General features: G+C 63.9%; 11 protein-coding genes. 10 read left to right on the forward strand and 1 reads right to left on the reverse strand.

The window, feature by feature from the left end; genetic code table 11:
- A partial coding sequence (locus E8F06_RS04230; protein ID WP_280364562.1) for an IS3 family transposase occupies positions 1 to 459 on the forward strand: 459 nt, incomplete at its 5' end.
- A 241-nt stretch (positions 460 to 700) separates the two neighbouring features.
- On the opposite strand, the gene E8F06_RS04235 is transcribed toward E8F06_RS04230, so the two are convergent.
- Positions 701 to 1,753 (reverse strand): AraC family transcriptional regulator, encoded by a 1,053-nt coding sequence (locus tag E8F06_RS04235; RefSeq protein WP_280364564.1) that lies wholly within the window; start codon positions 1,751 to 1,753, stop codon positions 701 to 703.
- Positions 1,754 to 2,051: 298 nt separating this feature from the next.
- Between E8F06_RS04235 and eat the strand changes: the two genes are divergently transcribed.
- The 9 genes from eat (at position 2,052) to E8F06_RS04280 (ending at position 11,628) form a co-directional block, all read left to right on the forward strand.
- On the forward strand, positions 2,052 to 3,419 hold the full coding sequence (eat, locus tag E8F06_RS04240; RefSeq protein WP_280364566.1) for an ethanolamine permease: 1,368 nt from the start codon (positions 2,052 to 2,054) through the stop codon (positions 3,417 to 3,419).
- Between the two features lie 55 nt (positions 3,420 to 3,474).
- Positions 3,475 to 4,869 (forward strand): ethanolamine ammonia-lyase subunit EutB, encoded by a 1,395-nt coding sequence (locus E8F06_RS04245; protein ID WP_280364569.1) that lies wholly within the window; start codon positions 3,475 to 3,477, stop codon positions 4,867 to 4,869.
- Between the two features lie 16 nt (positions 4,870 to 4,885).
- Positions 4,886 to 5,719 (forward strand): ethanolamine ammonia-lyase subunit EutC, encoded by an 834-nt coding sequence (eutC, locus tag E8F06_RS04250; RefSeq protein ID WP_280364572.1) that lies wholly within the window; start codon positions 4,886 to 4,888, stop codon positions 5,717 to 5,719.
- 217 nt (positions 5,720 to 5,936) lie between these two features.
- Positions 5,937 to 7,193 (forward strand): OprD family porin, encoded by a 1,257-nt coding sequence (locus tag E8F06_RS04255; RefSeq protein ID WP_280364573.1) that lies wholly within the window; start codon positions 5,937 to 5,939, stop codon positions 7,191 to 7,193.
- 165 nt (positions 7,194 to 7,358) lie between these two features.
- Positions 7,359 to 7,817 (forward strand): GNAT family N-acetyltransferase, encoded by a 459-nt coding sequence (locus tag E8F06_RS04260; RefSeq protein ID WP_280364576.1) that lies wholly within the window; start codon positions 7,359 to 7,361, stop codon positions 7,815 to 7,817.
- Between the two features lie 283 nt (positions 7,818 to 8,100).
- Positions 8,101 to 8,760, forward strand: coding sequence for a DedA family protein (locus E8F06_RS04265; protein ID WP_280364578.1), 660 nt, complete (start codon positions 8,101 to 8,103; stop codon positions 8,758 to 8,760).
- Between the two features lie 10 nt (positions 8,761 to 8,770).
- Positions 8,771 to 9,589: a zinc-dependent peptidase gene (locus E8F06_RS04270; protein WP_280364580.1), complete on the forward strand. Its 819-nt coding sequence runs from the start codon at positions 8,771 to 8,773 to the stop codon at positions 9,587 to 9,589.
- A gap of 78 nt (positions 9,590 to 9,667) precedes the next feature.
- On the forward strand, positions 9,668 to 10,195 hold the full coding sequence (ppa, locus tag E8F06_RS04275) for an inorganic diphosphatase (protein ID WP_280364583.1): 528 nt from the start codon (positions 9,668 to 9,670) through the stop codon (positions 10,193 to 10,195).
- A gap of 197 nt (positions 10,196 to 10,392) precedes the next feature.
- Positions 10,393 to 11,628 (forward strand): integrase arm-type DNA-binding domain-containing protein, encoded by a 1,236-nt coding sequence (locus E8F06_RS04280; RefSeq protein WP_280364585.1) that lies wholly within the window; start codon positions 10,393 to 10,395, stop codon positions 11,626 to 11,628.
- Positions 11,629 to 12,027: the final 399 nt, after the last annotated feature.

Consider the following 12,027-nt stretch of genomic DNA (forward strand, 5'->3'; position numbering starts at 1 on the left):
GTGACGTACATCTGGGCCGGCGGGCGCTGGATCTACTTGGCCGCGGTCATGGACCTGTATGCGCGGCGGATTGTGGGTTGGGCAATGTCCGATCGTCCGGACTCGCAGCTCACCGGACGTGCTTTGCGCGTGGCCTATGAGGCTCGCGGTTGCCCCGGCGGAGTGCTGTTTCACTCCGACCAGGGCAGCCACTACAGCAGTCAGGAGTTTCGACAATTGCTCTGGCGGCATCGAATCCGCCAGAGCATGAGTCGTCGCGGCAATTGCTGGGACAACGCCCCGATGGAGCGTTTCTTCCGGAGCCTCAAATCCGAATGGATACCGGCTTCGGGTTACGCCAGCCAAGCCGAAGCAGAGGCTGACGTACTGCGCTACCTGACCGACTACTACAACCACCGACGGCCGCACAGCTACAACAGTTACCAGACACCGGTACAGCGCGAAGCGCTGGCCGGATAGACCTAAACCGGTGTCCAGTTTTACTTGACCACTTCATACCGAATCGCGAGCAGAGCTCGCTCCTACATCCCCACCCCGGGCACTAAACCTGTAGGGGCGAATTCATTCGCCAAGCAGGCCGAAGGGCTGCCCTTCGAACTCCGTGCAAATGCATTCACCCTCTCCCCCAGCCCCTCTCCCTGAAGTGGAGAGGGGTGACTCCCGCCTGCTCCGCCCTGCACCACAGAAAGTTATCCAGACCTCAGCGCTCATCCCCCCGCCACTGCCTCGGGCTCACACCAAACCAGCGGCGGAAGGCGCGGGAGAAGGCGCTGGTTTCGGAGTATCCGAGCAAGGGTGCCAGCTCGGAGATTGGCCGCTGACGTTGCCGCAGGTAATGCAGCGCCAGGTCGCGGCGGGTCTGCTCCACCAGCTGGCTGAAGCTGAGGTTTTCTTCGCGCAGGCGGCGCTGCAGGCCAGCCGGAGTCATCTCCAGGCGCTCGGCGATCTGTTCCAGGCTGGGCTCGCCAAGGCTCAAGGCCAGACGAATCTGCGTGCCCGCCTCTTCCAGGAGGCTCGGCCCGCAGCCCTGCTCGCCCAGACGACGGATCACATCCTGGAACAGGAACAGCAGATTGGGATCGGCCTCGGGCATCGGCTTGCCCTGCACATCGCCCTTGGGCACCAACAGGAAATTGCATGGCCGGCCGAACTGCACCGGCGCACCGAAGACCTGGCTGTGCTCCTGCCAGCCCTCCGGCCGGTCATGCTCGAAGGCCACCGCGCGCGGAGACCAGTCGCGGCCCAGCGCATGGCGAATCAGGTTGAGCGCCATGCCCATGGTGAGTTCGGCGTCCTGGCGGCGGTCGAGGATCGCGCCGTGACGAACCTGGTAGTCGAAACGGAAACACTCGCCGCAATCCACCAGACGGATCAGGGTGCTGTGCTGGTGATAGGGGAAGGCCGCCGCAAAGTTCTTCAGCGCGTCTTCCAGGGTCGCCGAGCTGAGCCCGACATAGCCCAGCAGCCCCAACGCACGGGGCTGGAACTGCTGGCCATAGCGCAAGCCGAAGTTGTCGCAACCCGACTGCCGCGCGGCCTCTTCCAGCACCTGGCAATAGTTGGGCAATGCCAGGCTCAGGGTCGGGTGCAGCAGCTGCTCCGGGTCGATGCCGGCGCGGCCGAAGATGCGGTCGAGGTCGCCGCCCTGATCCGTGATGAAACGGTCGAGACCACTGGCGGCAGCCGACAGCACACCGACGTTGTTGGTCATGTGCGCCTGCAGGCTGGCACTGGAGAACAGGGGCTGGTTCATCACGGACTACCAAGTCTTTTTTTGATCACACGTTCAAGCAAAACCCATGCCCTCGCGCCGTGCCTTCCAGACATTGGCCGCGGCCCGCGCGCGAGGGCCATTTCGGAGCCAAATCCGTGCATTCCACAGGTTCGTGCCCCACGCCGGAGCAGGGCTCGTGGGGCGATGGGTAACAAAGGGACACAACTTGACCGCACAGGCCGCACATGGCGTTCCAGGGTCAAGTCCTGCGCGGGGTCGCTGGATAAGATCGGACCTGGCCTTCCACCAACGACGCCCCTTGGGGCGAGGAGTCCCGATGAGCACAACACAACTAAAACCAACGCTCGGCACCCTGCACCTCTGGGGCATCGCAGTCGGCCTGGTGATCTCCGGTGAATACTTCGGCTGGAGCTACGGCTGGGGCACGGCCGGCACCCTCGGCTTCCTGGTTACCGCCCTGCTGGTAGCCACCATGTACACCTGTTTCATCTTCAGCTTCACCGAACTGACCACCGCCATTCCCCACGCGGGCGGACCCTTCGCGTATAGCCGTCGCGCCTTCGGTGAGAAGGGCGGACTGATCGCCGGGATCGCCACGCTGATCGAGTTCGTCTTTGCCCCGCCGGCCATCGCCATGGCCATCGGCGCCTACCTCAACGTCCAGTACCCGGAGCTGGACCCGAAGCACGCAGCAGTGGGCGCCTATATCGTGTTCATGACCCTGAACATCCTCGGCGTCAGCATCGCAGCCACCTTTGAACTGGTGGTCACCGTGCTGGCCGTGGCCGAGCTGCTGGTGTTCATGGGGGTGGTGGCGCCGGGCTTCAGCTTCTCCAACTTCGTGCTGAATGGTTGGGCCGGCTCCAATGAGTTCAGCGGCGAGGCCCTCTCCGGCATCTTCGCCGCCATCCCCTTCGCCATCTGGTTCTTCCTCGCCATCGAGGGCGCGGCCATGGCGGCCGAGGAAGCCAAGGACCCGAAACGCACCATCCCGCGTGCCTACATCGCCGGCATCCTCACCCTGGTATTCCTCGCCATCGGCGTGATGATCATGGCCGGTGGCGTGGGCGACTGGCGCCAACTGTCGAACATCAACGACCCGCTGCCCCAGGCCATGAAAGCCGTGGTCGGCAATGACTCCACCTGGATGCACATGCTGGTGTGGATCGGTCTGTTCGGCCTGGTCGCCAGCTTCCACGGCATCATCCTCGGCTACTCGCGCCAGTTCTTCGCACTGGCCCGCGCCGGCTACCTGCCCCGTGGCCTGGCCAAGCTGTCGCGCTTCCAGACCCCGCACCGCGCGATCATCGCCGGTGGCGTGGTGGGCATCGCCGCCATCTACAGCGACGGCCTGGTTAACCTGCAGGGCATGACCCTGACCGCTGCGATGATCACCATGAGCGTGTTCGGCGCCATCGTGATGTACATCATCAGCATGCTCAGCCTGTTCAAGCTGCGCGCCAGCGAACCGAACCTGGAGCGCACCTTCCGCGCGCCGGGCTATCCGGTGGTCCCCGCCATCGCCCTGGTGCTGGCCGTGGTCTGCCTGCTGGCGATGGCCTGGTTCAACACCTTGATCGGATTCATCTTCCTTGGCTTCATGGCGGCGGGGTATATCTACTTCCAGTTCACCGCCCACCATCGCGCCGATGCCCCGGCGGATGCCCTGCTGAACCGCGCCTGACCCTCCCGCGCCCCAGTGCAAGAAAGCTGGGGCGCCTTATCAAGGAGAGCTTCGAGTGAGCAGTTTTTCCCACAGCGTCGGCGGCGAAACCTGGCGTTTCGACAGCCTCAAGGAAGTCATGGCCAAGGCCAGCCCGGCGCGCTCCGGCGACTACCTGGCCGGTGTAGCCGCCACCAGCGACGGCGAGCGGGTCGCCGCGCAGATGGCCCTGGCCGACATTCCCCTCAAGCACTTCCTCGACGAGGCGCTGATTCCCTACGAAGAAGACGAGGTCACCCGGCTGATCATCGACAGCCACGACCGCGCAGCCTTCGACCCGGTCAGCCACCTCACCGTCGGCGGCTTCCGCGACTGGCTGCTCAGCGAGCATGCAGACGAAGCCAGCCTGCGCGCCCTGGCCAAGGGCCTGACGCCCGAAATGGCCGCCGCCGTGTCGAAGATCATGCGCGTGCAGGACCTGGTACTGGTGGCGCAGAAAATCCGCGTGATCACCCGCTTCCGCAACACCATGGGCCTGCGCGGCCGGCTCTCCACCCGCCTGCAGCCCAACCACCCCACGGACGAACCTGCCGGCATCGCTGCAAGCATTCTCGACGGCCTGCTCTACGGCAACGGCGACGCCATGCTCGGCATCAACCCGGCCACCGACAGCATTTCCTCCATCTGCGCGATGCTGGAAATGCTCGATGCGATCATCCAGCGCTACGAGATTCCCACCCAGGCCTGCGTGCTGACCCACGTCACCACCTCCATCGCCGCCATCGAGCGCGGGGTGCCGCTGGACCTGGTGTTCCAGTCCATCGCCGGCACCGAGGCGGCCAACGCCAGCTTCGGCATCAGCCTGAAGATTCTCCAGGAAGGCTACGAAGCCGGCCTGTCGCAGAAGCGCGGCACCTTGGGCAACAACCTGATGTACTTCGAGACCGGCCAGGGCAGCGCGCTGTCGGCCAACGCCCACCACGGCGTCGACCAGCAGACCTGCGAAACCCGCGCCTATGCGGTTGCCCGGCACTTCAACCCGTTCCTGGTGAACACCGTGGTCGGCTTCATCGGCCCGGAGTACCTCTACAACGGCAAGCAGATCATCCGCGCCGGCCTGGAAGACCACTTCTGCGCCAAGCTGCTCGGCGTGCCCATGGGCTGCGATATCTGCTACACCAACCACGCCGAAGCCGACCAGGACGACATGGATACCTTGCTTACCCTGCTCGGTGTGGCCGGTATCAACTTCATCATGGGCATCCCCGGTTCCGACGACGTGATGCTCAACTACCAGACCACCTCCTTCCATGACGCCCTCTACGCCCGCCAGAGCCTGGGCCTGAAGCCGGCTCCGGAGTTCGAGACCTGGCTGGAACGCATGGGAATCCTGGTGCAGAGCGATGGCCGGGTCATGCTCGGCGACCAGTTGCCGCCCGCCTTCCGTCAGGCCATTGCACGACTGGCCTGACCCCGAGGAGAGATGTATGAAAACTCCACGCCCCACCTCCGGCCACACCGCCAACCCTTGGGAAGAGCTGCGCCGCCTCACCCCGGCGCGCATCGCCCTGGGGCGCGCCGGCATCAGCTTGCCCACCCACGCGCAGCTGAATTTCCAGTACGCCCACGCCCAGGCGCGGGACGCGGTACACCTGCCGTTCGACCACATAGGCCTCAGCGCCTCACTGGCCGAACGCGGCCGTGACACCCTGCTGCTGCACAGCGCCGCAGCGGACCGCGACACCTACCTGCAACGCCCGGACCTCGGTCGGCGCCTGGATTCGGCCTCCCGGGAAAAACTGCAGGAGCATGCCCGGGCCAACCCTAACGGTTACGACCTCGCGGTAGTGGTGGCTGACGGTCTCTCCGCCCTCGCCGTTCAACGTCACAGCCTGCCCTTCCTGGAACGCATGGAAGAACAGGCGACGGCCGAAGGCTGGTCGCTCTCGCCCGTGGTGCTGGTGCAACAAGGGCGCGTGGCGGTGGCCGATGAGATCGGCGAACTGCTCGGCGCGAAGATGGTGGTGATCCTGATCGGCGAACGCCCCGGTCTCAGCTCGCCGGACAGCCTCGGCCTGTACTTCACCTGGGCGCCGAAAGTGGGCCTCACCGATGCCTATCGCAACTGCATCTCCAACGTCCGCCTGGAGGGTCTCAGCTACGGCATGGCGGCGCATCGTCTGCTCTACCTGATGCGCGAAGCCTGCCGTCGCCAGCTGTCCGGGGTGAACCTGAAGGACGAGGCCGAAGTACCGAGCCTTTCCGGCGAACCGGACCGCGCCCTGGCCGGCAATTTCCTGCTGGCCACCGACCACCACTGAACCCTCGGCGCAGACGCGCCGCCGTAAAATTCTCGCTCCTGCTCCAGTGCTCGCTGCACTCACCGGTGGCCCCGACGGTCGTTGACCGCACTCGACCGGCCCTGCGACCGCTCTGAACCGCTGGTCGCCGCGAAACGCGCGGTGCCAGATCGTCGGCTAGACACAAATCAAGCCGTCCCAGAAGTCGGCAGCCTCGAACACCATCAGGAGCACTGCGATGCAAGCGACCCAACTGAGCGCTCTGGCGCTCGCGGTTTCCGCCGCTCTCAGCCTGCCCGCCCTTGCCAGCGAGCAGTCCGAATCCCAGGGTTTCGTCGAAGATGCCAACGCTACCCTGCTGCTGCGCAACGCCTACTTCAACCGTGATTTCAAGGACGGCGCCGCCGACGCCAAGGTCTGGGGTCAGGGCTTCATCGGCACCTTTGAGTCAGGCTTCACTCAAGGCACCATTGGTTTCGGCGTCGACGCCTACGGCCTGCTTGGCGTGAAGCTGGACAGCGGCCGTGGGCGCAATTACACGGCCTTCTTCGACACCGACAGCGACGGTCACCCGGTCGATGACCTCTCCGAAGCTGGTGGCGTGGTCAAGCTGCGCGCGTCCAACACCGTGCTGAAATACGGCAACCAGTTCCCCAACCTGCCCGTGCTGGCCCATGACGACAGCCGTCTGCTGCCCCAGGCCTTCACCGGCACGCTGCTCACCAGCAAGGAAATCGCGGGTCTGGAGTTCAACGCGGGCCACTTCACCGGCGACAGTCCCATGGGCGACCCGGCGCGCGACCCCAACCACCTGAAGAGCATCGACGTGGTCGGCGGCAGTTACGCCGTCACCGACGATTTCAGCGTGTCGCTGTACCACTCCGATGTGGAGGACATGTTCAGGAAGTACTACGCCAACCTGAACTACAACATCCCGTTCAGCGACGAGCAGGCGCTGAACTTCGACTTCAATGCCTACCGCACCAAATACGACGACGGCTCCGAGGCCGCGCTGGCGTTCGGCGGCGATGGCCAGGACGACAAGAACACGATCTGGAGCCTGGCGGCCAAATACAGCATCGGCGCCCACGCCTTCATCGTCGCGCACCAACGCAACACCGGTGATGCAGGCTACGCCTACGACTTCGGCGACGGCGGCAGCACCATCTACGTGGCCAACTCCTACTTCTCCGACTTCAACCTGGAAGACGAGCAGTCCTGGCAAGCCAGCTACGAGCTGGACTTCGGCGGCTACGGCGTGCCGGGCCTGACCTACAAGGTCGCTTACGTGCGCGGCACCGACATCGTCGCCGGCGGCGAGAACGACGGCACCGAGCGCGAGCTGTTCAACCAGTTCAAGTACGTGGTGCAGGACGGCGCGGCGAAGGACCTGTCCTTCAAGCTGCGCAACTCCATCTACCGTGCCGACAACCAGGTGGGGCCGGACCTCAACGAAGTGCGTGCCTTCATCGAATACCCGTTGAACATCCTCTGACCCGTACCCGTCTCGTGGCAGCAATGGGCAGTCACGAGACGACCCAACCGTTCAAACGCTTGCTTGGATTGCGCTTTCCACATTTTCTGGTGCAGCATCGAGTACGTTGGCTGGCACAGCCCCTGCATCGCCAATCACGTCAATCCACAGATACCGAGGCCCATCATGCGCATCGTCCAAGCCACCCTGGAGCACCTGGACCTGCTTACGCCGCTGTTCGTGAAGTACCGTGAGTTCTATGGTGAACTGCCGTTCCCGGAGTCCTCGAAGAAGTTTCTGGAAAAGCGCCTGAGCCGCAAGGAGTCAGTGATCTACCTGGCCCTCGCCGATGATGACGAGAGCCGCCTGCTGGGCTTCTGCCAGCTCTATCCGAGCTTCTCCTCGCTGGCCCTGAAGCGGGTATGGATTCTCAACGACATCTACGTCGCCGAAGACGCCCGCCGCCAACTGGTAGCCGACCGCCTGTTGCAGACCGCGAAGAAAATGGCTCGGGAAACCAACGCCGTGCGTATGCGCGTGTCGTCCAGCGTAAGCAACGAAGTGGCGCACAAGGTGTACGAATCCATCGGTTTCCACGAAGACACCGAGTTCAAGAACTACATCCTGCCGATCAACAGCGACTAACCCCGCTGCCAAGGCCCGGCTAGCGAGCCGGGCCTCTGCCTCCCCCAGCACCAGCAATTGCGCGACCGTAAAAGCTGCTTGCTGCGCCGCCCAAGTCCGTAAGTCGTCCTTTCCTGCAATTACAAGTGCGTGAATGCGCATCCTTGTAAGGGAAATCACTCGAAACAGTCGTAGCATTCCTGCCGTCCACGATTCGGACAACCGCTCGCCGTTGCAGGGAAACTTCCCCCTATAATGCGTCGATAAGCGCCCTCACCCGCCGCAGTCACCCACAAGGCGTCTCATGGATTTCAACCCGATCGACCTCATCCTGCACCTGGACCAATACCTCAACCTGCTGGTCACCAATTACGGAACCTGGATCTACGCCATCCTCTTCCTGGTCATCTTCTGTGAGACGGGCCTGGTGGTAACGCCCTTCCTGCCTGGCGACTCCCTGCTGTTCATTGCCGGCGCCGTCTGCGCCACCGGCGGCATGGACCCCTGGCTGCTCGGCGGCCTGCTGATGTTCGCGGCCATCACCGGCGACAGCACCAATTACCTGATCGGACGCACCGCAGGCGAGCGCCTGTTCAGCAACCCCAACTCGAAAATCTTCCGCCGCGACTACCTGCAGCGCACCCACGAGTTCTACGACCGCCACGGCGGCAAGACCGTGACCATGGCGCGCTTCCTGCCCATCGTGCGGACCTTCGCCCCCTTCGTCGCCGGCGTGGGCCGTATGCCCTACGCCCGCTTCCTGGCCTTCAGCGTGCTGGGCACCATCCTCTGGGTGGGCGGCCTGGTGACCCTGGGCTACTTCTTCGGCAACGTGCCCTTCATCAAGCAGAACCTTTCGCTGATGGTGATCGCGATCATCGGCGTGTCCCTGCTGCCGATGGCGATCGGCTTCGCCCGGAGCCACTTTCGCCCCTCTGGCAAAGGCGCCGAGCACTCAAGCTGACCCGCGTCCCATGTGGTCCTATCGCAGCTGGCGCCGCCGGCGGATCCTCGCCCGCAACCCGTTCACCGCCCAGCAGTGGGCGGTGGTGAAGCAACGCCTGCCGATCCTCGACGGCCTGGACGAAGCGGAAAACCAGCGCCTGCGCGAGCGCAGCGTGCTCTTCCTGCATGAAAAGCGCATCACCGCTCTGCCCGGCGTCGAACTCACCCGCGAGGACCGCCTGACCCTCGCCGCGCTGGCCCAGTTGCCCCTGCTGCACCTGCCGGACCTCAACTGGTACCAGGGCTTCCACGAACTGGTGCTCTACCCCGACGACTTCGTCAGCCCCCAGCGCCACCGCGACGCGGCGGGTGTAGAGCACGAATACGACGACGAGCGCAGCGGCGAAGCCTGGCAGTACGGCCCGGTGATCCTCGCCTGGCCCGGCGTGAAGGCCAGCGGTGGCTGGGATGGCTACAACCTGGTGATCCACGAGCTGGCGCACAAGCTCGACATGCTCAACGGCTCGCCCAATGGTCTGCCGCCCCTGCACCGCGACATGCGCCAGTCCGACTGGGCGCTCGCCATGAAGACCGCCTACGACGAGCTGAACGCCCAGCTCGACCGCAACCCGGACGCCGAAACGCCGATCGATCCCTACGCGGCTGAAGATCCGGCGGAGTTCTTCGCCGTCGCCAGCGAGTACTTCTTCACCGCGCCGGACCTGCTGGACCAGGCCTTTCCCGCTGTCTACCGCCAGCTCCAGGCCTTCTACCGCCAGGACCCGCTGGACCGCCTGAAGCACTTGCAGGACACCCACCCTGACTATCGCGACGCGACCAATGGATGAGCACAACGGCGTAGCATCGGCCCCGGAATGTGCCTATAATCGCGCCCACTTTTTTGGCCCCACCCCAGGGAGTTGACCATGAGCTACAGCAAGATCCCGGCTGGCAAAGACCTGCCGAACGACATCTACGTCGCCATCGAAATCCCGGCCAACCACGCGCCGATCAAATACGAAATCGACAAGGACAGCGACTGCCTGTTCGTCGACCGTTTCATGGCCACCCCGATGTTCTACCCGGCCAACTACGGCTACATCCCGAACACCCTGGCTGACGACGGCGATCCCCTGGACGTACTGGTCGTCACCCCCTACCCGGTCGCTCCGGGTGCCGTAATCCGCGCCCGTCCGGTCGGCGTCCTGCACATGACCGACGAAGCTGGTGGCGACGCCAAACTGCTGGCCGTTCCCCACGACAAACTGAGCGTCCTCTACAAGGACGTGAAGGAATACACCGACCTGCCGGCCCTGCTGCTGGAGCAGATCAAGCACTTCTTCGAGAACTACAAAGACCTCGAAAAAGGCAAGTGGGTGAAAGTTGAAGGCTGGGGCAACGCTGACGCTGCCCGCGCTGAAATTACTAAAGCGGTTGCGGCCTACCAAAAGTAAGCCCCGACCTCTCATGAAAAGCCGGCCACAAGCCGGCTTTTTTATTGTCCGCAGTTTTTCGCTACTTTCCGCAAACCCTAGATTCTACGCGGCTTTCAGCCTAATAATTGTCCGTAGACGTTCACCCCGCCCCACCCCTTGCCGCGAAAAAGTGGGGGAACAAGTGGGGGAACAGAAACGGCGGGACGGAGCAGAGCATGGGCAAGCTGAACCCCAAAAAAGTCGAGAACTTGTTCGAGCCTGGGACCTACGAAGATGGCGACGGTCTGCGCCTTGTGGTGAAGGCCACCGGGCGAAAGTCATGGGTGCTGCGCTTTCAGCTCAACGGCAAGCGTCGGGAGATGGGGCTAGGCGGCTTTCCCGAGGTGAGCTTGAAGGCAGCCCGCCTGGCCGCTGCCGATCAGCGCAAGCTGCTGGCCGCGGGTGCCGACCCCATGGCAGCCCGTGACGCCGAACGCGAGCGGCAGCGCGAGGCTCAGCGCCAGCAGGAAGCCAAGCGCCGTGATTTCAAGTCGCTGGCGACCGAGTACATGGAGGCCCATGGGGCGAGTTGGTCGGACAAATGGCGCAAGGGCTGGATGCGCAAACTGGAGCTGTACGCCTTCCCCGTTATCGGCACTCTCCCCGCCAGCGCCATCGACACCGAGCACATCTTGCAGGTGCTGAAACCGATATGGGCGACCAAGACCCGCACGGCTGATGAAGTACGTGGCCAAATTGAAGCCGTCTTGGCCGCCGCCAAGACCCGCAGACTGCGCGACGGCGACAACCCTGCGCTCTGGCGGGGGAACCTGGAGAACCTGCTGGGCCGGGCCGAGAAGAAGAAAGCTCGCAAACGCCAGCACTTCCCCGCGATGAACTGGCGCGACGTGCCGGGACTGATGGTACGGCTGGCGCAGATCGAAGGCCGGGACGCACTGGCCGCCCGCCTGCTGATCCTGACTGGCGCCCGCTTGAAAATGATCCGCTTTGCTGCCTGGCCTGAATTCGATCTGGCAGCCGGCGTATGGTCGTTGCCCGCCGACCGGATGAAGGTGCGCCAAGCCTTCGATATTCCCCTGCCTGCGCAAGTGGTCGAGTTGCTGGAGTCCATGCCACGCATTGAGGGCAGCCAGTATCTGTTCCCCGGCCAGGGCAAGACCGGCGTACTGCACGCCAACGCAATCCGCAACCTGTTGCACCGCTTGGGACATGAAGACATCACCCGCCATGGCTTCCGGTCGAGCTTCCGCGACTGGGCAAACGAGCGCACCCATTATCCGCGCGAAGTCTGCGAGCTGGCGCTGGCCCATGACGAGCGCGACCAGACCGAGGGCGCCTATTCCCGATCCGATTTTTTCGAGAAACGCCGCGCCTTGATGGCCGACTGGGCGCAGTACGCGACCACCCCGCCAGCGGGGAACGTGATTCAGGGCGGCTTCAAGCGCGCCTGACTGAGCACCGGCCAGCCTAGTCCGACGTGACAAACAGCGGACTTCCCACCCGCCTGGTTGGCCGGCTACTTCAAAAAGTGGGGCACCTGAGAGAGCAAGAGATTGAGCAAGACAGTAGAAGCTTGGGGATCGCAGGCTAAGGCACTTCCGTTGGCCAACGTGGCTCGCATGCTAAGGGACGAGCAAGAAGAATTGGTTCAGTTGGTTACGGCGGGCCGGCTGAGCGTTTGCGTGAACGCGCCACCCCAGCTCGGGCTGTGGCGTGTAGCCGGGCTATGGGATGAAGAGCCCAGGCATGCAAGGCAATTTCCAGGGAGTTACGGCCGTCTCTCAACGCGAGAAGCCTGCGAATGCCTAGCCGAAGGGTCTGTCACGGTCTACTCGCTCAACTTGGAGCCT

This window comes from Pseudomonas sp. BN411 (assembly GCF_029871235.1).
Taxonomy (GTDB): domain Bacteria; phylum Pseudomonadota; class Gammaproteobacteria; order Pseudomonadales; family Pseudomonadaceae; genus Metapseudomonas.

What these genes read in the sequence shown, in the direction of transcription:
- E8F06_RS04255 (WP_280364573.1), top strand. Translation starts at nt 5,937, where the DNA reads ATGCAAGCGACCCAACTGAGCGCTCTGGCGCTCGCGGTTTCCGCCGCT.
- E8F06_RS04235 (WP_280364564.1), bottom strand. Translation starts at nt 1,753, where the DNA reads ATGAACCAGCCCCTGTTCTCCAGTGCCAGCCTGCAGGCGCACATGACC.
- eat (WP_280364566.1), top strand. Translation starts at nt 2,052, where the DNA reads ATGAGCACAACACAACTAAAACCAACGCTCGGCACCCTGCACCTCTGG.
- E8F06_RS04265 (WP_280364578.1), top strand. Translation starts at nt 8,101, where the DNA reads ATGGATTTCAACCCGATCGACCTCATCCTGCACCTGGACCAATACCTC.
- E8F06_RS04280 (WP_280364585.1), top strand. Translation starts at nt 10,393, where the DNA reads ATGGGCAAGCTGAACCCCAAAAAAGTCGAGAACTTGTTCGAGCCTGGG.
- ppa (WP_280364583.1), top strand. Translation starts at nt 9,668, where the DNA reads ATGAGCTACAGCAAGATCCCGGCTGGCAAAGACCTGCCGAACGACATC.
- E8F06_RS04260 (WP_280364576.1), top strand. Translation starts at nt 7,359, where the DNA reads ATGCGCATCGTCCAAGCCACCCTGGAGCACCTGGACCTGCTTACGCCG.
- E8F06_RS04270 (WP_280364580.1), top strand. Translation starts at nt 8,771, where the DNA reads ATGTGGTCCTATCGCAGCTGGCGCCGCCGGCGGATCCTCGCCCGCAAC.
- eutC (WP_280364572.1), top strand. Translation starts at nt 4,886, where the DNA reads ATGAAAACTCCACGCCCCACCTCCGGCCACACCGCCAACCCTTGGGAA.